The sequence below is a fragment of the Ancylobacter sp. FA202 genome (assembly GCF_000380205.1).
Lineage (GTDB): Bacteria > Pseudomonadota > Alphaproteobacteria > Rhizobiales > Xanthobacteraceae > Ancylobacter.
The window spans coordinates 484,499-503,667 of record NZ_KB904818.1 but is presented as its reverse complement, the minus strand read 5'-3'; the positions used below and the strand labels follow the sequence as shown (position 1 = coordinate 503,667).

The following is a 19,169-nucleotide window of genomic DNA, read 5'->3' as shown; positions in this document are numbered from 1 at the left end:
TGACATGAGCAAGACCATGCGGGGCCTGATGGCGGGCACCGTCGCCCTCATTCTTTCCGCCGGCTCCGCCTTTGCGGAGAAGATCGTCATCGGCCATTTCGGCAATCCGACGCCGATGCAGGTGGCCCGCGCCGAGGGCCTGTTCGAGAAGGCCACGGGCTGGGAGATCGAATGGCGCAAATTCGCGTCCGGCGCCGAAATCATCGCCGCCATGGCCTCCGGCGACGTGAAGGTGTCGGAACTCGGCTCCTCGCCGATGACCATCGCCATGAGCCAGGGCGTGGACATCCAGATGTTCATGCTCGCCATCGTCATCGGCCAGGCCGAGAGCCTGATCGCTCGCGACGGCTCGGGCATCACCAGCGTCGCCGACCTGAAGGGCAAGCGCGTCGCCGTGCCGATCGGCTCCACCGCCCACTTCTCGCTGATGGGCGCGCTGCAGCATGAGAAGGTGCCGGTGAGCGAGGTCACGATTATGGGCATGCCGCCAGACCAGATCGCCGCCGCCTGGGAGCAGGGCGCCATCGACGCCGCCTTTATCTGGGAGCCGGCACAGAGCCGGATCATCAAGACCGGCAAGCGCATTCTCGGCGCCGACACCACCGCCAGCTGGGGTTTCCCGACCTTCGATGGCTGGGTGGTCGACAAGGAGTTCGCCGCCAAGAACCTCAAGCAGATGGCCGCCTTCGCCAAGGTGGCCGACGAGGCCAACGCCGCCTATCTCGCCAACCCGGCCGCCTGGACCGCGACCAGCCCGCAGGTGCTCACCATCGCCAAGATGACCGGCGCCTCGCCCGAGGAAATCCCGGACTCGATGAAGGGCTACACCTTCGTGCCACTGGTTGAGCAGCTCAGCGACAAATGGCTCGGCAGCGCCCCGGCGACGCTCAAGTCCACCGCCGAGTTCCTCAAGAGCGCCGGCCGCATCGAGAAGGTGGCGAAGAGCTATGCGCCGTTCGTGAACACCGCCATCGCCAAGGCCGCCACGGCCAAGTAAGGCTCCCCATCTCGACGCCGGGTGGGCGGGCAAGTGGCCTGCCCGGCGTTCTGGAGGACATGCAATGGTGCTCATCGTCGACGACGTGTCCGTCGTCTATCCCGCCGCCAATGGTCGACCGCCGGTCGAGGCGCTGCGCAAGATCGGCCTGACCATGGACCGCAACGATTTCGTTGTCGCTCTCGGCGCGTCGGGCTGTGGCAAGTCGACCCTTCTCAACCTGCTGGCGGGCTTTCTCTCACCCAGCTCCGGCACCATCCGTCTCGACGGCGCCGCCGTCACCGGGCCGGGCGCCGACCGTTCGGTGGTGTTCCAGAAGCACGCGCTGATGCCGTGGCTCAATGTGCGCGACAATGTGGCGTTCGGCCTGAAGATGCAGGACGTGCCGCTGCGCGAGCGCCTCGCCACGGCGGAAAAATACATCGCGCTACTGGGGCTGGACGGCTTCCAGAACTCGCCGGTCTATCAGCTCTCCGGCGGCATGCAGCAGCGTGTGGGTATCGCACGGGCGCTCACCTGCGATCCCCGCCTTCTGCTGATGGACGAGCCGCTGGGGGCACTCGACGCGCTCACCCGCGAGAAGGCGCAGCAGCTGATCCTGCGGGTGTGGAACAGCACCGGCAAGGCGGTGTTCTTCATCACCCATGATGTGGAAGAGGCGCTGTTCATGGGCACGCGGCTCATCGTCATGTCGCCGCGCCCGGGGCGCATCGCCCATCGCTTCGAGCTGCCATTCTCCCGGCGCTTCCTCGATGGCGCCTCCGCGCGCGAGGTCAAGGCTTCTCCGGAATTCATCGCCCTTCGCGAAGAGGTGCTGGGCATCATCTTCGCCGACGAGGAAGCCGCCGCATGAGCCCCCTCGATCACATCAGCCCCGTCGAACAAAAGCCGCGCCCGCGGCTGTCATCCCGGCTGGCGGCGCTGGCGCGGGGCCGCTCGGTCAAGCCCGGCCAGGCCTATGGCGTGCCGGGCGATGGCGACACGCTGTGGCTGTCGCTTCTGTCCATCGGCCTGCTCCTCTTCGTCTGGTGGCTGGTCACCGAAATGGGCTGGATCAAGCCGCTGTTCCTGCCCTCGCCGGGCGCGGTGGTTCAGAAGTTTCTCGACGTCGCCCGCGACGGCTTCACCAACACGCCCTTCTGGCAGCACATCGCGATTTCCGCCGCGCGGGTGTTCGGCGCGTTCCTGCTCGCCTGCGCCATAGGCATTCCGCTCGGGCTCGCCATGGGCATGAGCCCGGCCATGCGCGGCATTCTCGATCCGCCGATCGAGTTCTACCGGCCGATCCCGCCGCTGGCCTATCTGCCGCTGATGATCATCTGGTTCGGCATCGGCGAACTCTCCAAGGTGCTGCTCATCTTCCTCAGCGTGTTCGCCCCGGTGGCGCTCGGCGCGCGGGCGGGGGTGAAATCGGCGGCGATCGAGCAGATCCACGCCGCCTATTCCTTCGGTGCCTCGCGCTGGAAAGTGCTGCGCTACGTTATTCTTCCAGCCTCGCTGCCGGAGATCCTCACCGCGATGCGGATCGGCATCGGCTTCGGCTGGACCACGCTGGTGGCGGCCGAGATGATCGCCGCGACCGAGGGGCTCGGCTACATGGTGCTCTCCGCCAGCCAGTTCCTGCAGACCTCCACCGTCATCATGGGCATCGTGGTGATCGCGGCGATCGCCTACCTCTTCGACATGCTGATGCGCTGGATCGAGCGCCGGATTGTGCCCTGGAAGGGCAAGATGTGAGCATTGCCATGACCGTGACCTATCTCAAGAAGGCCGTCCGGGCCGCCCATTCCGACGAGGGCGACGTGAAGAATGCCGTCGCCGCCATGCTCGCCGCCATCGACGCGGAAGGCGAGGCCGCCGTGCGCCGCTTCTCCCGGGAGTTCGACAAGTGGGAGGGCGAGATCGTTCTCTCGGACGAGGCGCGGCGGGCGGCCATCGCCCGCGTGCCTGAAAAGACCAAGGACGACATCCGCTTCGCCCACGCCAACATCGCCCGCTTCGCGCAGGCGCAGAAGGCGACGGTGCTGGACTGCGCCATCGAGGTGATCCCCGGCCTGATGGCGGGGCAGAAGCAGATCCCGGTCGAGGCCGCCGGCTGCTATGTGCCCGGCGGGCGCTATGCCCATATCGCCAGCGCGATCATGACCATCACCACGGCGCGGGTGGCCGGCGTGCGCCATGTCGTCGCCTGTTCGCCGCCCCGGCCGGGGCTCGGCATACCCCCCGAAATCGTCTTCGCCATGGATTTGTGCGGGGCGGACGTGATCCTCAATCTTGGCGGCGTGCAGGGCGTGGCGGCGATGGCCAACGGGCTGTTCGGCCTGCCCAAGGCGGACGTACTCGCCGGGCCCGGCAACCAGTATGTCGCCGAGGCCAAGCGCATTCTCTATGGCCGCGTCGGCATCGACATGTTCGCCGGCCCGACCGATAGCATGATCCTGGCCGATGAGAGCGCGGATGCTGAGTTCGTCGCCAACGACCTGATCGGTCAGGCCGAGCACGGCTATAATTCGCCGGTGTGGCTGGCGACGACCTCGGCGGCGCTGGCCGAGGCGGTGATGGCGCGGGTCCCGGACCTGATCGAGGTGCTGCCGGAGCCGAACCGCTCCAGCGCTCGCGCCGCCTGGGCGGACTATGCCGAGGTGATCCTGTGCGGCGATGCCGAGGAGATGGCTGATATCGCCGACCGCTACGCCCCCGAGCACCTGCATGTGCAAGCGGCCGATCTCGACTGGTGGCTCGGGCGCCTTCAGGCTTATGGCTCGCTGTTCCTCGGCGAGGAGACGACCGTGGCCTTCGGCGACAAGACCTCCGGCCCCAACCATGTGCTGCCGACATCAGGGGCGGCGCGCTATACGGGCGGGCTGTCGGTGCACAAATTCATGAAGACGGTGACGTGGCAGCGCGCCACCCGCGCGGCGGCGCGCGATCTTGGCGTCGTCACGGCCCGCATCTCCCGCAAGGAAGGCATGGAAGGCCATGCCCGCAGCGCCGATGTGCGCCTCGCCCGCTTCTTTCCCGGCGAGACCTTCGACCTCGCGCCGGCGGAGGACTGAGGCTTAACCCTCCCGGAGGGCGGTTAACGTCCTCGCGCGCAACGGCGCGGGGACGTCCATCCTCCATGGCGCCGCCACAGCATGCGCGTGTCGTTTCGCCCATGGCCAGATCCGCGCGGCTGCGGCAAGGTCGCCGCCACCTACGTTGAGAGGGGAGCGGCGGAATGGGCGTGTTGCGCGTGATCCTCGGGGACCAGTTGTCGTCGCAACTGGAGATCGTGGCCGGCGCCGACAAGGGCCGTGACGTGTTCCTACTGGCCGAGGTGATGAGCGAGGCCAGCTATGTCCGCCATCACGTCAAGAAGATCGCCTTCCTGTTCTCCGCCATGCGCCACTATGGCGACGCGTTGAAAAACGCGGGCTACACGGTGCGCTATGTCGCGCTCGACGATGCGGGCAACAGCCAGAGCCTGGAGGGTGAAATCCTCCGCGCGGTGGCGGCACTCGCGCCCAGCCGCGTCGCCGTCACTGAGCCGGGTGAGTGGCGGCTGCGCGAGGGCTTCGAGGCGCTGCGGCTGGCGCTTCCCGTTCCGCTCGACATCCTCTCCGACACGCGGTTCCTCTGCTCGCACGCCGCGTTCGCGGCTTTCGCCGATGGCCGGCGTGAGCTGCGGATGGAGTTCTTCTACCGCGAGATGCGCCGGCGGCACGACATTCTGATCGAGGCGGACGGCATGCCGACCGGCGGGCGCTGGAATTACGATGAGGAAAACCGCAAGCCGCCCAAAGTGGGGCTGCAATCCCCGCCGCGCCTCAGCTTCCGCAAAGACGCCATCACCCTCGACGTGCTCGATCTGGTGCGCCGGAAGTTCCCGGAGGGCTATGGCCGGCTGGAGCCGTTTCATTTCGCGGTGACGCGGCGCCAGGCCCTGCGTGAGCTCGACCATTTCATCGCGCATATCCTGCCCGGCTTCGGCGACTACCAGGACGCGATGGTGCGGGGCGAGCCTTATCTCAGCCATTCGCTGCTGTCGGTCTATCTCAATGCCGGGCTGCTCTACCCGCTGGAGGTCTGCCGCAAGGCCGAAGCCGCCTACCGCGACGGGCGGGCGCCGCTAAACGCGGCCGAAGGGTTCATCCGGCAGATCCTGGGCTGGCGCGAATATGTGCGCGGCGTCTATTGGCGCTTCATGCCCGGCTATATCGAACGCAACGCGCTTGACGCCACCGAGGCGCTGCCCTGGTTCTACTGGAGCGGGGAGACCCGCATGGCCTGCATGCGTGAAGCGCTCGCCCATACCTATGACCACGCCTATTCGCACCATATCCAGCGGCTCATGATAACAGGCAATTTCGCCCTTCTGGCCGGCATCGAGCCGAAGGCCATGCATGAATGGTATCTCGCCGTCTATGCCGATGCCTATGAGTGGGTGGAAGCCTCCAACACGCTCGGCATGGCGCTGCACGCCGATGGCGGGCTGCTGGCCTCAAAGCCCTATGCGGCCAGCGGCAATTACATCAGGCGCATGAGCAATTACTGTGAGGGCTGCGCCTATGACCCCACCGTTTCGGTGGGCGAGGGCGCGTGCCCCTTCAATGCGCTTTACTGGGATTTTCTGGCGCGCCACCGCGAACGCTTCAGTCGCAATGCCCGCATGCCCTATGTCTATGCCAATTGGGACAAGATGGGCGCGCAGAAGCAGGCGGCTTTGCGCGGACAGGCGCAGGCGCACCTTCTCGCCATGCGTGAGGGACAGCTGTGAGCGGGAAGCGCACGGCAAAGGCGAACCTGCCGGCAAAGAGCTGCGCCGTCTGCCAGCGCCCGTTCACCTGGCGCAAGAAGTGGAGCCGGGTGTGGGACGAGGTGCTCTACTGCTCGGACGCCTGCCGCCGCCGTCGCCAGCCGAAAAGCCGGCCCGTCGGCGCGCCGCGCGATGACGGTTAAAGGGCGCGCGCCACGGGACGGTCAGCAACTCGTGGCCACCAGCACCGGCGCCATAGTGTAGAGTGTGGCGATCAGGCCGATCCAGAGGCCGAGCCGGGGAAGGCCGGCCTCTGGCCCGAGCGTCGCCTTCACCCGAGACAGCAGCACCAGGCAGAGCAGGATGGCGGCGAGGGAGGGCAGGGCGATGGCCATGCGCTGCAGGCTGAGGGGGCCGACATCGAGCGCCGGCCAGCCAAGTTCGCAGCCCAGCCCGTGCAGGCCGTAGGCGACGGAGAAGGCGCCCGCCCACGCCGTCGGTCCGGCAATCAGCCAGCCAAGCCAGACCATGCCGCCCACCTGCCTCATAACGCCGCCTCCTGCGCCCACAGGGCGGCGGTCGCCAGCGCTGCGGCGGCGAGCGTGTAGCCCTGCCACAGCCACCCATTGCGCAGCGCGCCGGCGCGGCCGTGCGCCAGTTCGCCCCGCCGTGCCAGGTCGAGCGCGAAGGCGCTGAACAGCACCGCAATAGTGATGTGCAGGCCGACATAGGCGACAAGGGCGGCGCGCACCGCGTCGCCGGCATGGCGGGTGGGGTCTGGAAGCCCGGCGGCCAGCGCGGCGAGGGCGACAAGCGCCACCAGATTGACGATCACCCAGCCGAACAAGGCCGCTCCGGCCGGGCGTCCGGACTCCACTCGCCCCAGCGCCCAGCGCGCGCCAAGGCCCCCCGTCACGAGGAGCGACAGCCCGGCCAAGGCAGATAGCAGCACCTTCTGGTCCGCCCCCCATGCCGGCAAGGGCGGGCCGGGCGAGACCAGCGAGAGGAACGCCAGCCCGAACAGCAGCGAGGCGAAGAACGTCCCGTCGGCGAACAGCAGGCAGCGCAGCCCGCTCTGGGTGAGGGTGGTCCCGCCCTCGGGGTGGACCGGCAGCAGCAACCCGGGCGCGACCTCCACCGGCGCCGCGTCGACCGAGGCGACCGCCCGGCGTGCCCAGGCCCAGATCAGCCCGGTCACGGGGATCAGCGCCACCGGCGCCAACGCGTAGAAGCCGGCCAGCATCAGGAGCACGAAGGCACAGATGGCGAGGGCCAGCACCAGCGGCAGAGCGGTGTTGAACGGCAGCAGCGCCACATGCTCCAGCCGCGCCGTGCCGACGGAGGTGACCAGGATCTCGCGCCGGCCGCGCGGCGCTCCGGGCAGCAGGCCCTCGCCGCGCGCCAGCTTCAGCATGGCGCCACCGGCGCCTTCCTTCTGCAGTTCCACGCCGGGCAGCGACGCGAAATTGTAGTTGGGCGGCGGCAGCGCCATCGCCCAGTCCAGCGACGGGGCCTGCCAGGGATCGCGCACGCTGCGCTTGCCGAACCCCGCTTGCAGGATCAGGTCGATCGTGAACAGGGCGAAGCCGATGGTCATGACAAAGCCGAAGAACGATGAGGAGAGGTTCAGCCACATCCATTCGGGATTGTCGGCATAGGTCGGAATCCGGCGCGGCATGCCCATCAGGCCGGTGAGGTGCATGAGGAAGAATGTGCCGTGGAAGCCGATCAGGATGAGCCAGAATGCCGCCTCGCCCAGCCCCTTGATACGCCGGCGCCCGCTCATCAGCGGCATCCACCACGTCACCCCCGCCAGCATCGGGAAGACGAAGCCGCCGATCAGCACATAGTGCAGGTGCGCGGTGACAAAGGCGGTGTCGTGCGCCTGCCAGTTGAACGGCACCACCGCCAGCATCACGCCGGTCAGCCCGCCCATTACGAAGGTGAAGAAGAAGCCGAGAATATACAGCATCGGCAGCTTCAGCTCGGGCCGCCCGCGCCACATCGTGCCGATCCAGGCGAAGATCTGCACCGCGGTGGGCACCGCCACCAGCATCGAGGCGGCCGAGAAGAACGCCAGCGCCAGATGCGGGATGCCGACCGTGAACATGTGGTGCACCCAGAGCCCGAAGCTCAGGAACACCATGCCGAGGATCGCCGCGACGATGGCGCCATAGCCGACGATGGTCGTTCGGCACAGCACGGGAATGACGGTGGAGAGCACGCCCGCCGCCGGCAGGAAGATGATGTAGACCTCCGGATGGCCGAATAGCCAGAACAAATGCTGCCACAGAAGCGGGTCGCCGCCGCGCTCGGGGTCGAAGAACGGCCAGCCGAAGGCGCGCTCCATCTCCAGCAGCACCGAGCCGAGGATGAGCGGGGGAAAGCCGGCCAGCATCATCGCCGCCGTGCCGAGGATGTACCAGGCAAAGAGCGGCATCTGCGTCAGCTTCATCCCCGGCGCCCGCAGGCGCAGGATGGAGACCATCAGCTCGATCGCGGCCGCCAGCGCCGAAATCTCGACAAAGGTCACGCCCAGCAGCCAGACATCGGCATTGATGCCCGGCGAATAGGTCTTCCCGGATAGCGGCGTGTACATGAACCAGCCATCCGCTGGCGCGACTCCGGCCAGCAGGGCGGCGATCAGGATGGTTCCGCCGAGCAGGTAGCACCAATAGCCCAGCGCCGAGAGCCGGGGAAACGCCAGGTCGCGCGTGCCCAGCATCTTGGGCAGCAGGTACATCGCCAGCCCTTCGAGCATGGGAATGGCGAACAGGAACATCATGATGCTGCCATGCATCGTGAAGATCTGGTTGTAGAGCGCAGTGTCGAGAAAGGCGCTCTGGGGTGTCGCCAGCTGCGCACGGATCAACATGGCGAGAAGGCCACCAATGCCGAAGAACACGAAGGCAGTCGCCATGAAGCGCAGGCCGAGTGTGGTGTGGCTGACGCTGGTGACCTGCCCCCACAGGCCGGGACCATTGCGCCAGACCCGGTCCAACTCCCGGTGCAGGGGCAGCGCCCGGCGCGGCGGGTTGGCGGGGATTGCCGTCACATCTGGCGGACTCATGGGCGGGAGCCCTCCATGGTGAGCAGCGGCGGCCAGGCGGCAGGATCATGCGCGATCACTTCGAAGCGCATGGAAGCGTGCTCCAGCCCACAGAACTCGGCGCAGAGTCCCTCATAGGTGCCGGGCCGCGCCGCCTCGATCCGCAGCCGGTTCTGCCGGCCGGGAATCGCGTCCATCTTGCCGCCGAGCTGCGGCACCCAGAAGGAATGGATCACGTCGGACGAGGTGAGGAGCACATCCACCGGCCGACCGGCGGGAATGTGCAACACGCCTTCCGTCTCAGTCCGGCCCGTCGTGCCGGGATGGGTGAAACTCCAGGACCATTGCCGTGCATGAGCGTGCACTTCCAGCGCCGGCCCGTGCGGCAGCATCCGCTCGCCAATCCACAGCGCGCCGGCAAGGGTTAGGGTGAGCACTGCCAGCGAGAACCACACGCCCATGCCGAAGACCCAGCGCCCCTCCGCCACCTCGCGCGGCCGGCCGAAGCCGAGCGCGACCAGCACGAACACCATCAGCGCCAGCAGCGCCGCCCCGGCCAGCAGCGCCCACCACAGCCAGGCAATGTCCTGCGCGATCGGCCCTGACGGCGACAGGGTAGAGAGCGGCCCCGTGCATCCCGAGAGAACAAGGGGAACCGCAGCGAGGGCTGCGCACTTCACCCGGGAGACCGACCGCCACGCGAAGGGAACCCGATGGACACGCGCCCCGAACTGTTCGATCCGCTGGAAGAGCGGCGGGCCTTGCAGGACACGGAATCGAAGATCGCCATTTCCGGCCACCCGCTGCACGCCATGCTGGTGGCCTTCCCCATCGCGCTGGCCTTCAGCACGCTGGGGGCCGATCTGCTCTACATGTGGACCGGCGCCAGCTTCTGGTCGCATGTGGCGGCCTATGCGGTGTTCGGCGCCTTTGCCATGGGCCTGCTGGCCGCCATAACAGGCACGGCCGAGCTTCTTCTGGTACGTGGCATACGCAACCGCTCGTCGAGCTGGACGCATTTCATCCTGGCCGTGATGCTGCTCTCGCTCATCGGCACCAACTGGATCATCCGCATCGGCGATCCCGATGGCGCGGTGCTGCCGGTCGGGCTGGCTCTGTCGCTGGTCATGGCGGGGATGACCGCATTGACGGGCTGGCATGGCGGAAAACTCGTCTTCGATTATCAAATCGGTACCAAGGCGGCGGGAAGCGAACGGTCCTGAGGCGTGGTCAGGGCCTGCGGCAGCGCGTCGATCAGCGGCCGCAGGTCCGGCTTGGCGAGGACGAGATAGAGCACCGCGCCCATGCAGATCAGGCTGACCGGCAAGGCGAGCAGTGCATGCGGCATCTGGTAGGTGCCGCGTCCTTCTGACGCCTCCACCGTGAGATGGCCGAGCCAGGCATGGGCCAGCACCATGCCCACCACCGCCACAAGCTTGGCCACCAGCCAGGGCTGGGTGAGGCCGACGGCGAAGATCAGCCCCGTGCCGGCCGCGATGGCGATGATGGCGGCGGGGGTGACGATGCGGGTATAGGCGGCGTGCATCAGCAGCCGGAACTCGGAAAAACCCGCCTGCGTGCGCACTTCCTCGCGTCGGCCATAGATCTGCAGCACGATCGGCATCGCCACCAGCCCGGCGCACCACAGGCTGAGCGCGGCGATATGCACGGCCTTGAGCAGCGCGATCATGTCAGGCTCGCCTCCCGCCAGCCGCGCCGCAGAAGGAGCGCGCCTAGAAGGGCGAGCGGCAGCATGCCCGGGACCCACATGACAAGCCCGGCCAGTTGCTGGTCGGCCAGTGCATCGAGGCCATAGGCCTCGGTGAGGCCGAGATGCTGGAGATAGAGGATGCGCGGGGAAAAGGTGAGGATGGCGGCGATCAGCCCCATCTGCCCGGCCAGCGCCAGCACCATGCCGACCGAGGCGATCCGCTCCGCCGGCCGCTCGGCATGGAATATCTGCGACCAGAACGCGAAGGCCGAGCCGAGCAGTCCCACCTGCATCAGCCAGTAGATCGCGTGGCTGTTCCAGGCCAGCGTGTAGGCGGCGGGCAGGTGCCAGAGCCAGAGGAACGCCGAGAGTCCGAAAAAGCCACCGACCCGCGCGAAGGGCAGGCGATGCGGGAAGGCCAGCGCCAGCGCCGGCGCGGCGACCAGCACGAGCACGAGATGATGCAGCCCCCGCGCGGCAAACAGCGCCACGGTCAGCGCGCAGAGCGGCGAGACGAAGGCGAGTAACAGCGCCGCGCTCGCCAGCAGGGCCGGTCCACGCTGGATGCCGCGGTAGAAGGCTGCCAGAGCGAGCGGCGCCGCGCACAAGGTGAGCGGCAGCGGCGCGAGGTTCCAGGCCGTCAGCAGGCTGTCGGGAGCCGGACCGCAATAGGGGATGATCGGATCCAGTCGAAGCCTCCTCGCAGAGAACAGGCGGACGACCCCGCTAGGGAACGCGAGGCGCCCGTCGTGGGGTCAAGAACAGGCCACCGCCCCAGCAGGACAGATGTCGCATCGGCGATCCGACGCGGCGCGGTAGCGGGAAACGTCTCCGTGGCGTAACGCGCGGCCGGGGATCGGGTTCCTGCCCCAACGGTCCGGCAAGTGGCGGGTGGCGCCACTCAGTCCGGGCGCACCCAAATTGGCACCGATTTGGCGGCAGGGGTCTTGCTGCCCTCGGCATAGTGCCAGAGCGGAATCAGCGCGTTGCACTCGGGGAAATAGGCGGCGCAGGTGCCGGGCGGCAGGTCGTAATCGATCACCTGGAAGCCGCCCATGGCGCGGTGGATGCCGTCATCGACCGCCGTCACCAGTCGCGCCCTGCCATCCTCGGTCAGGCCGAGCCGGATCCGGTCGTCGCGGTTCATCATCACGATGAGGCGCGAGCCGTGGATGCCCCGCAGCCGGTCGGCATCGCCATAGACCGTGGTGTTGAACTGGTCGTTGGAGCGCAGCGTGATCAGGCGTAGCACATCGGCGTCCGAGTCATCGTCGAAGCTCGCCGACAGCGCCTTGGGCAGCTTGAAATTGGCCTTGCCATTCTCGGTCTCCCAGCGGCGCTCGCGCGCCGCCACCGGGCGGGGAAAGCCGCCGGGAGTGTCGAGCCGGGCGTTGAAGTCGCGGAAATCGTCCGGGAAGGTAGCCTCGATCACCTCGCGCACCCTTGCATAATCCTCCACCCAGCGCTCCCACGGCACAAGCGGGTTCGGCGGCAAACTCGCCTTGGCGATCTCGGCGACGATGCGCGGCTCCGAAAGCAGCGTCTCCGCCGCCGGCTGGAACTTCCCCCGCGAGGCATGGATGCAGGTGGTTGAATCCTCCATGGTCACGATCTGCGGGCCGGTGGCCTGCAGGTCGATTTCCGAACGGACGAGGGTGGGCAGAAGATAGGTCGCCTTCGCCGTCACCAGATGGGTGCGGTTGAGCTTGGTGGCGATCTGCACCGAGAGGTCGATCTCCCGCCATTTCTCCTCCATCAGCTCCCGCTCGGGGATCGCCCGCACGAAATTGCCGCCGAGGCCGATGAAGGCGCGGATCTTCCCCGCAATCACCGCCTCGCACACTTCCACCGTATTCAGCCCGTCCTCGCGCGGTGGCTCGAAGCCGAACTGCTCGGCGAGGCGGTCCAGCGGCACCAGCTCCGCCTTTTCGGCGATGCCGACCGTGCGCTGTCCCTGCACGTTGGAATGGCCGCGCACCGGGCAGATGCCGGCGCCGGGCTTGCCGATATGCCCGCCCATCAGCAGCAGGTTGACCAGCGTCTGGATGGCGTCGACGCCGAGCCGATGCTGGGTCAGGCCCATGCCATAGATGGCGATCACCGTCCGAGCACGCGAGAAGGTGAGGGCGGCCGCTTCCAGCTCGGCCTGGGCGAGCCCCGCATTTTGCTCGATCTCCTCCCAGGAGGTCGCGCGCACCTGGGCCTCGAAGGCGGGGAAGCCCTCCGTGTGCTCGGCAATGAAGGCGTGGTCCAGCACCCGCTCGCCCCCCGTCGCCCGCGCCTCGTCGTCCAGCGCCAGCAGCGCCTTGGCCATGCCCATCATGGCAGCGATGTCGCCACCGGCGCGCGGCTGGTAGTATTGGGTAGCGATCCGGGTCGGCTCATTCGTCAGCATCTGGCCCGGCCGCTGCGGGTTGACGAATGCCTCCCACCCCTTTTCCCGCAGCGGATTGAACACGACGACCGGGACGTCCCGCTCGCGCGCTTCCTGCAATTGATGGAGCATGCGGGGGGAGTTGGTGCCCACATTCTGCCCGAAGGAGAAGATGCAATCGGTGTGCTCGAAATCTTCCAGCAGAACGGTGCCGACGGGCGTGCCAAGGGTTGGAGGCAGGGCGACCGAAGTGGTCTCATGGCACATGTTGGAGCTGTCCGGCAGGTTGTTGGTGCCGTAGAGCCGGGCGAGCAGCTGGTACATGTAGGAGGTTTCCAGCGACGCCCGCCCCGAGGCGTAGAAGACAGCCTCATCAGGCGCGTAGCCGCGCAGCATGGCACCGATCTGCGCGAACGCCTCCTCCCAAGGCACCTCGACATAGCGGTCGGTGCTGGCGTCATAGCGCATCGGGTGGGTGAGGCGGCCTTCCTTCTCCAGCTCGTAATCCGACCATCCGAGCAGTTCGGAAACCGTGTGGCGGGCGAAGAAGTCGGGCGTCGTTCGCTTGGAGGTCACGTCCCAGAAGGTGGCCTTGGCACCGTTCTCGCAGAACTCTGCCGCATGCGGTTTTGCCGGCTTGGCCCAGGCGCAGCTGGTGCACATATATCCGCCCGTCTTGTTGTGATCCGTCACCAGAGCGGCGAGGGCGGAGACGGCGTGCTGTTCGGTGGAGTGTTTGAGCAGAGACTTTGCCGACCCCCAGCCGCCGACCGGTTGATCATAGTTTTCGTGGCGGGCGCGCTCGGTCATTTCGGTCTCCCTGGCTGTGAGACGCTAATGACCCGATCGCCGCTTCGGTTCCGGCGCGCGATGAATTGGCCGACACATCGAGGGACGGCGGGGTAACTAACCTGTTCTATGGCAGGGGCTTAACAGCTCATTCATCGGGCGGCGGCGCGGACTGAGCCCCGATTTCTCGATTAATCTGCGTCTCGACGGTCGCTTCCGCTGCGGAATTGAGTTAGCCTTTCGTCGGGTGTCAACGTCGCGCTCGGCGACCGAGACAGGTTTTTGCGCAGGTCGGGCCGCCGCGCAGGAGCCGCTCCTATGCCACGACACCCCCTTTCCCATCTGCGGCGCAGCTGCGCCTTTCTGATTGGTTTCGACACGCCGTGTGATCGGGCGCGGCGGGACAATCCGGCATAGATCCAGCCCCGCGGGGCTGGCAGAGACGGCGGTCCGACGCCGGGCCCCGACTTCTATTCATGTATTTTTGTGTATAGATATTTAGTTCATAAGCAATAGCAAGAACATATCATGAACAAATGAATATAGATATTAAGTAAAACTCACGATTGCGTGAGTTATTCGATTCTGTTGTTCGTGCATCAGGTCTAATGGATTAGTTATAAGGTATGCCACGTCTCGATGGGGCGTGCGCCAAGGAGAAAAACACCTGCCACACCTGATGTTCGGCTCGGCAAGCCGAGGAGAGGAAACGCCACATGAATATCGTCACTGACGCGGAAAACGCGCAGAGCGGTTCCACGCCGCACACACCAAAGACTATTCGCCTGGAAGCGCCGGGCCTCGGCGCGGCCAGTACCTGGCGCAATATGGGCCCCGGCATCGCCGCGGCGATGACCGGCATCGGTGCCAGCCACATCATGCACGCCCCAACAGCCGGCGCCCAATATGGCTATGCCCTGCTCTGGGTCATTCCCTTTGCCTATATTCTGAAATACTGCGCCTTTGAGTTCTCCCACCGCTACACGCTGGTGAAGGGCGAATCCGTCATGGAGGCCTATCACCGCATCGGGCAGGGCCGGGGCAACTGGCCGCTCTGGTACCTGATGTTCCAGGGGGTGGCGAACACCTTCGGCATCGCCGGGCGCACGTTGGGCTGCGCCGCCATGATCTGGGCCGCCTTTCCCTTTCTGTCGCTGGAACTGTGGTCGGTGGTCATTCTTCTCGTCACCGTCGGCATTCTCTGGCTGGGCAAATATGCCGCCGTGGAGGCGGTGGTGAAGCTGCTCATCATCGTCTTCGCCGTCTCGTGCTTCATCGCCTTCGTCCTGCAGGCGCCGCCGCCGGGCGAGTACCTGTCCCGGCTGCTGCCGACCCTGCCGCCCATCGGCGCGGCGCTGCTGTTCGGCGCCATGTGGGGCTATTTCCCGACGACGCTCGAAGTGGCGCCGATGCAGTCCAACTGGGCGGTCGACAAAAAGTCCGGCATGGTGAAGGTGCACGACCTTCGCCGCCAGGGGTACGAGGTCGAACTCGCGCCGAACTACCTGCGCAACTACTTCATCCTGTTCAAGCGCGACATGAACATCAGCTACATCATCTCCGGCCTTACCGGCGCGATCTTCCTGATCGTCGGTGCCGCCGTCCTCCACCCGATCGGGCTGGTGCCGGCGAGCCGCGAAATGGGCCTGACCATCGCCCGCATCTACACCGACACCTTCGGCGCGTGGATCTTCCCGGTCATCATTTCCGGCGGCGTCGCGGCACTGTTCTCTACCGTCTTCACCTATTATGACGGGCAGGCGCGGCTGATCGAGGAATCGGCGGTGCGGCTGCGCGCCTCGCTCGATACGCCGGAGCGCCGCAAGCTGATCTATCGCGGCTTCCAGGTCTTCCTCACCGCTGCCGGCATCGGCATCGTCTACGGGCTGCCCAACCCGATCTTCGTGGTGCAGATCGCCTCTTTCGTGGCGCTGCTGTTCTCGCCGGTGCTGTTCTGGCTCAGCATCCAATCGGTGAAGCGCAACTTCAAGACGCCGGAAGAGCTCGAATTCATGCCCTCCAAGCTCATGTTCGCCTGGGCGTGGGTCGGCACAATCGGGCTGGCGCTGATCAGCGCCTATGTCATCTGGATCGAGTGGCTCTGAATTCCTCTCCCTAGGGCCTGAGGCACTCGTGACTGCCCCGCCTTCTCGAAAGGCGGGGCCCTTTTTTGGCGATCAGACCCGATGCGCCTCAAACGGCGTGACAACAGCCGCCCGATCCATTAGAAAAGCCGCAGGGTGTCTCTTCTTATCATAGTAGAGGCAGGTTTTGCGTCGGTCGGGCCGCCACGCAGGAGCTGCCGTGCATGAGATTATCTGACGTCCATTTTCCGTCTTCTCGCTCTATTAGATCGCCGCGCGGTGCCCGCGTGGACGCCCGGCCCATTGCGTTTTGCCGGAGCTTTGCCCCGCTCGCAGCGGCCAACCGCTAGTCTTATCGAAACTGCGGCGGAACAGGATTGTCACGATTGTCTCCGAACGATTGCCATTTCAAGAGCTTGGCCGTGAGGCGCCCGGACCTTCATCGGCGGGCGCGGCGTCGGCGGCCTCTGGCTGTGCGTGCGCCAGCGAGGCCGCTCGGCAGTCCTGTGGTCCCCGCGCAGCACGGGCGCCATGTGGATGAATGGACGTGTCGCGGGATGGCTCTGTGATGGTGCTCTGGCTCATTCCCCTGCTGCCGCTGTTCGGCGCCATTCTGCCCGCGCTCCTCATCCGCTCGGGGCGCGATGTCTGCGCCAATGCGACCGGCTTCGTGTCGCTGGCGGCGCTCGGCCTGCTGCTGTCGCAGGCGCCGGCGGTGTTCGCCGGCGAGGTGGTGCGCGTCAGCCTGCCCTGGGTGCCGCAGATCCAGCTGTCCTTCTCCTTCATGCTGGACGGGCTCGGCTTCTTCTTCGCGGCGATGATCCTCATCATTGGCCTGCTGGTCATTGTCTATGCCCGCTTCTATCTCGACCGCGCCGACCCGATGGGGCGTTTCTACGCCTATCTGCTGCTGTTCCAGGGGGCGATGCTGGGCGTGGTTCTGTCCAACAACGTCATTCTCCTGCTGGTGTTCTGGGAACTCACCAGCCTCACCTCCTTCCTGCTGATCGGCTTCTGGCGCCACCGCGCCGACGCCCGGCAGGGCGCGCGCATGGCCCTCATCGTCACCGGCGGCGGCGGGCTGGCGCTGATCGGCGGGCTTCTGCTGCTCGGCAGTATCGCCGGCAGCTACGAGATCTCCGAAATCCTGGCGCGCGGCGACCTGATCAAGGCCTCGCCGCTCTATCTGCCGGCGCTGGTGCTGATCCTGATTGGCGCCTTCACCAAGAGCGCTCAGTTCCCGTTCCATTTCTGGCTGCCGCATGCGATGGCGGCGCCGACCCCGGTCTCGGCCTATCTCCATTCGGCTACCATGGTGAAGGCGGGAATCTTCCTGCTGGCGCGGCTGTGGCCGGCGCTGGCCGGCACCGAAGCGTGGTTCCTTATCGTCGCGCCTGTCGGACTCGCCACCATGGTGATCGGCGCGTGGATCGCCAATTTCCGCGACGACCTGAAGAGCCTGCTGGCCTTCTCCACCGTCAGCCATCTCGGCCTCATCACCATGCTGCTCGGCCTCGGCACGAAGATGGCGGCGGTGGCGGCGGTGTTCCACATACTCAACCATGCCACCTTCAAGGCGGCGCTGTTCCTCAGTGCCGGCATTGTCGACCATGAAGCCGGCACGCGCGATGTGCGCCGGCTCGGCGGGCTTGTCGGCCTGATGCCGATCACTGCGACGCTGGCCATGCTGGCCACCGCCTCGATGGCAGGCGTGCCGCTGTTCAATGGCTTCCTGTCGAAGGAAATGATGCTGGAGGAGGCCGCCCATACCTCCTATGCCGGCATCACCTGGCTGTTCCCGGTGCTGGCGACGCTCGGCGCGCTGCTCTCGGTCGCCTATTGCGCGCGCTTTGCCATCCGCACCTTTCTCGGGCCGGTCCGGCACGACTACCCCCATCACCCGCATGATCCGCCGCTGGGGATGTGGCTGCCCGTCGCGCTGCTCATCGTGCCGGTGCTCGCCATCGGCCTATTTCCCGGCGCGGTGGCGGGCGGGCTGGTGGCGCTGACCGCCGGCGCGGTGATCGGTGGCCCGCTGCCGGACTACTATCTGGCGCTCTGGCACGGGCTGACGCCGGCGCTGGTCATGAGTGGGCTCGCCTTTGCCGGCGGCGCCGTGTTCTTCCTGACGCAGGCGCGGGTGGATGCGCTGCGGCGGCTCTTCCCGCGCCCGGAGGCGCTCACCCTGTTCGAGGCCGCTTCTAACGCCGTCGTGGTCGCCGCCCGCCGCGTCACCGCCTGGTTTCACGACGGCTCGCTCGCCTTTTATCTCAGGGTGATCCTCGCCGCGCTGATCGCGGTCGGCGTCTATGCCATGGCAAGCGCGGCGCACGAGGCCGGCACCCGGGCGATGATCCCGGTCACGCTGCCTGCCATGGTCGCCTGGCTGGCGCTGGTGGTGGCGTGCCTCGCCACCATGATGTGGCACCGCGAGCGGCTGACGGCGCTGGTGCTGACCAGCGTGGTCGGGCTGATCGTGGCGCTCGGCTTCGTGCAGTTCTCGGCGCCCGATCTCGCCCTGACCCAGGTCTCGGTCGATGTCGTCACCACCATATTGATGCTGCTGGCGCTCAATCTGCTGCCGAAGACCAGCCCCCGTGAATTCAGCCTGCCGGCGCGTTGGCGCGACGGTGTCCTTGCCGGCCTCGGCGGGCTGGGTATCGGCGGGCTCGCCTATGCTGTCATGACGCGCGACGGCACCTCGATCGCCGATTATTTCCTGGCGCAGTCGAAGCCGGGTGGCGGTGGGACCAATGTCGTCAACGTCATCCTGGTCGACTTCCGCGGCTACGACACCTTCGCCGAGATCATCGTGCTGGGCATTGCGGCGGTGGCCATTTTCGCCCTGCTTGACCCCCGGCTGCCGGCCGGGGCGCTGCGGCGGGTGCGGGCGCTGCTGCCGACCCAGGAATCGGGCGACGCCCATCCGCCGATGCTGGTGGTCGCGGCGCGCGCCATGCTGCCTCTGGCGCTGGCGGTGGGGGTCTTCATCTTCCTGCGCGGGCACAACCAGCCGGGCGGCGGCTTCATCGCTGGCCTCGTGGTGGCGATCGCGCTGATGCTGCAATATATCGCCTCCGGCTATCGCTGGGTGGCCGATCGCAAGCGGCTGGATTCGCAGGCGATGATCGGCGCCGGCATTGGCATTGCCGGGCTCACCGGCATCGCGGCCTGGGCGTTCGGCAAGCCCTTCCTCACCAGCACCTTCGGCTATTTCACCTGGCCGGTCGTCGGCACCTTCGAGCTCGCCTCCGCCCTGCTGTTCGACCTCGGCGTCTTCCTCACCGTGGTTGGGGTGATGGTGCTCTCGCTGTCGCAGCTGTCGCGCGTCGGCCAGAGCGTGGATCCGCTGCCGACGCCGGAACAGCCGATGGATCTGCCGCTCGCGGCGGCGCCCCCGCACCCCCAGCCGAGGGAGGCCTGAGCC

The 19,169-nt window shown here is 66.8% G+C and carries 15 protein-coding genes; 9 read left to right on the top strand and 6 right to left on the bottom strand.

Annotated elements, in window-relative coordinates; genetic code table 11:
- Nucleotides 1-4: 4 nt before the first annotated feature.
- The 6 genes from tauA (at nucleotide 5) to A3M1_RS0102220 (ending at nucleotide 5,938) form a co-directional block, all read left to right on the top strand.
- Nucleotides 5-997, top strand: a complete 993-nt coding sequence (tauA, locus tag A3M1_RS0102245; RefSeq protein ID WP_018387324.1) for a taurine ABC transporter substrate-binding protein — start codon at nucleotides 5-7, stop codon at nucleotides 995-997.
- Nucleotides 998-1,061: 64 nt separating this feature from the next.
- Nucleotides 1,062-1,850 carry a taurine ABC transporter ATP-binding protein gene (locus A3M1_RS0102240; RefSeq protein WP_018387323.1) on the top strand — a complete coding sequence of 263 codons (789 nt, stop codon included), beginning with the start codon at nucleotides 1,062-1,064 and terminating at the stop codon, nucleotides 1,848-1,850.
- A complete protein-coding gene (locus A3M1_RS0102235) occupies nucleotides 1,847-2,734 on the top strand; it encodes an ABC transporter permease subunit (RefSeq protein WP_018387322.1) in 888 nt (295 codons plus the stop codon). The genes A3M1_RS0102240 and A3M1_RS0102235 overlap by 4 nt, the downstream gene beginning before the upstream one ends.
- An 8-nt stretch (nucleotides 2,735-2,742) precedes the next feature.
- Complete coding sequence (gene hisD, locus A3M1_RS0102230; protein ID WP_026221095.1) at nucleotides 2,743-4,053, top strand: histidinol dehydrogenase; 1,311 nt, start codon at nucleotides 2,743-2,745, stop codon at nucleotides 4,051-4,053.
- Between the two features lie 164 nt (nucleotides 4,054-4,217).
- The gene (locus A3M1_RS0102225; protein ID WP_018387321.1) at nucleotides 4,218-5,756 is read left to right on the top strand and encodes a cryptochrome/photolyase family protein; all 1,539 of its coding nucleotides are present in this window, start codon (nucleotides 4,218-4,220) and stop codon (nucleotides 5,754-5,756) included.
- Nucleotides 5,753-5,938, top strand: a complete 186-nt coding sequence (locus tag A3M1_RS0102220; protein WP_018387320.1) for a DUF2256 domain-containing protein — start codon at nucleotides 5,753-5,755, stop codon at nucleotides 5,936-5,938. Before A3M1_RS0102225 ends, A3M1_RS0102220 begins: the two co-directional genes overlap by 4 nt.
- Nucleotides 5,939-5,959: 21 nt before the next feature.
- Here A3M1_RS0102220 and A3M1_RS0102215 read toward each other — a convergent pair whose 3' ends face one another.
- The 3 genes from A3M1_RS0102215 to coxB are packed head-to-tail and all read right to left on the bottom strand — an operon-like array spanning nucleotide 5,960 to nucleotide 9,464.
- The gene (locus tag A3M1_RS0102215) at nucleotides 5,960-6,283 is read right to left on the bottom strand and encodes a hypothetical protein (RefSeq protein WP_018387319.1); all 324 of its coding nucleotides are present in this window, start codon (nucleotides 6,281-6,283) and stop codon (nucleotides 5,960-5,962) included.
- On the bottom strand, nucleotides 6,280-8,805 hold the full coding sequence (gene ctaD / locus A3M1_RS0102210; RefSeq protein WP_018387318.1) for a cytochrome c oxidase subunit I: 2,526 nt from the start codon (nucleotides 8,803-8,805) through the stop codon (nucleotides 6,280-6,282). The genes A3M1_RS0102215 and ctaD overlap by 4 nt, the downstream gene beginning before the upstream one ends.
- A complete protein-coding gene (gene coxB / locus A3M1_RS0102205; RefSeq protein ID WP_018387317.1) occupies nucleotides 8,802-9,464 on the bottom strand; it encodes a cytochrome c oxidase subunit II in 663 nt (220 codons plus the stop codon). Before coxB ends, ctaD begins: the two co-directional genes overlap by 4 nt.
- A 33-nt stretch (nucleotides 9,465-9,497) precedes the next feature.
- Between coxB and A3M1_RS0102200 the strand changes: the two genes are divergently transcribed.
- Nucleotides 9,498-10,007, top strand: a complete 510-nt coding sequence (locus A3M1_RS0102200; protein ID WP_018387316.1) for a DUF2231 domain-containing protein — start codon at nucleotides 9,498-9,500, stop codon at nucleotides 10,005-10,007.
- Here the strand turns inward: A3M1_RS0102200 and A3M1_RS0102195 are convergent.
- The 3 genes from A3M1_RS0102195 to A3M1_RS0102185 form a co-directional block, all read right to left on the bottom strand.
- The gene (locus A3M1_RS0102195; RefSeq protein ID WP_018387315.1) at nucleotides 9,968-10,474 is read right to left on the bottom strand and encodes a CopD family protein; all 507 of its coding nucleotides are present in this window, start codon (nucleotides 10,472-10,474) and stop codon (nucleotides 9,968-9,970) included. The genes A3M1_RS0102200 and A3M1_RS0102195 overlap by 40 nt on opposite strands.
- Nucleotides 10,471-11,103, bottom strand: a complete 633-nt coding sequence (locus A3M1_RS0102190; protein WP_018387314.1) for a cytochrome c oxidase assembly protein — start codon at nucleotides 11,101-11,103, stop codon at nucleotides 10,471-10,473. The genes A3M1_RS0102195 and A3M1_RS0102190 overlap by 4 nt, the downstream gene beginning before the upstream one ends.
- 293 nt (nucleotides 11,104-11,396) lie before the next feature.
- Nucleotides 11,397-13,679 carry an FdhF/YdeP family oxidoreductase gene (locus A3M1_RS0102185; protein ID WP_018387313.1) on the bottom strand — a complete coding sequence of 761 codons (2,283 nt, stop codon included), beginning with the start codon at nucleotides 13,677-13,679 and terminating at the stop codon, nucleotides 11,397-11,399.
- 695 nt (nucleotides 13,680-14,374) lie between these two features.
- Between A3M1_RS0102185 and A3M1_RS0102180 the strand changes: the two genes are divergently transcribed.
- Together A3M1_RS0102180 and A3M1_RS0102175 are read left to right on the top strand one after the other, a co-directional pair.
- Nucleotides 14,375-15,763: an Nramp family divalent metal transporter gene (locus tag A3M1_RS0102180; protein WP_018387312.1), complete on the top strand. Its 1,389-nt coding sequence runs from the start codon at nucleotides 14,375-14,377 to the stop codon at nucleotides 15,761-15,763.
- Nucleotides 15,764-16,310: 547 nt separating this feature from the next.
- The gene (locus A3M1_RS0102175; protein ID WP_018963911.1) at nucleotides 16,311-19,166 is read left to right on the top strand and encodes a monovalent cation/H+ antiporter subunit A; all 2,856 of its coding nucleotides are present in this window, start codon (nucleotides 16,311-16,313) and stop codon (nucleotides 19,164-19,166) included.
- Nucleotides 19,167-19,169 lie beyond the last annotated feature (3 nt).

What these genes read in the sequence shown, in the direction of transcription:
- A3M1_RS0102225 (WP_018387321.1), top strand. Translation starts at nt 4,218, where the DNA reads ATGGGCGTGTTGCGCGTGATCCTCGGGGACCAGTTGTCGTCGCAACTG.
- A3M1_RS0102240 (WP_018387323.1), top strand. Translation starts at nt 1,062, where the DNA reads ATGGTGCTCATCGTCGACGACGTGTCCGTCGTCTATCCCGCCGCCAAT.
- A3M1_RS0102180 (WP_018387312.1), top strand. Translation starts at nt 14,375, where the DNA reads ATGAATATCGTCACTGACGCGGAAAACGCGCAGAGCGGTTCCACGCCG.
- A3M1_RS0102195 (WP_018387315.1), bottom strand. Translation starts at nt 10,474, where the DNA reads ATGATCGCGCTGCTCAAGGCCGTGCATATCGCCGCGCTCAGCCTGTGG.
- A3M1_RS0102185 (WP_018387313.1), bottom strand. Translation starts at nt 13,679, where the DNA reads ATGACCGAGCGCGCCCGCCACGAAAACTATGATCAACCGGTCGGCGGC.
- ctaD (WP_018387318.1), bottom strand. Translation starts at nt 8,805, where the DNA reads ATGAGTCCGCCAGATGTGACGGCAATCCCCGCCAACCCGCCGCGCCGG.
- A3M1_RS0102175 (WP_018963911.1), top strand. Translation starts at nt 16,311, where the DNA reads ATGGTGCTCTGGCTCATTCCCCTGCTGCCGCTGTTCGGCGCCATTCTG.
- A3M1_RS0102200 (WP_018387316.1), top strand. Translation starts at nt 9,498, where the DNA reads ATGGACACGCGCCCCGAACTGTTCGATCCGCTGGAAGAGCGGCGGGCC.
- tauA (WP_018387324.1), top strand. Translation starts at nt 5, where the DNA reads ATGAGCAAGACCATGCGGGGCCTGATGGCGGGCACCGTCGCCCTCATT.
- A3M1_RS0102235 (WP_018387322.1), top strand. Translation starts at nt 1,847, where the DNA reads ATGAGCCCCCTCGATCACATCAGCCCCGTCGAACAAAAGCCGCGCCCG.
- hisD (WP_026221095.1), top strand. Translation starts at nt 2,743, where the DNA reads ATGACCGTGACCTATCTCAAGAAGGCCGTCCGGGCCGCCCATTCCGAC.
- A3M1_RS0102215 (WP_018387319.1), bottom strand. Translation starts at nt 6,283, where the DNA reads ATGAGGCAGGTGGGCGGCATGGTCTGGCTTGGCTGGCTGATTGCCGGA.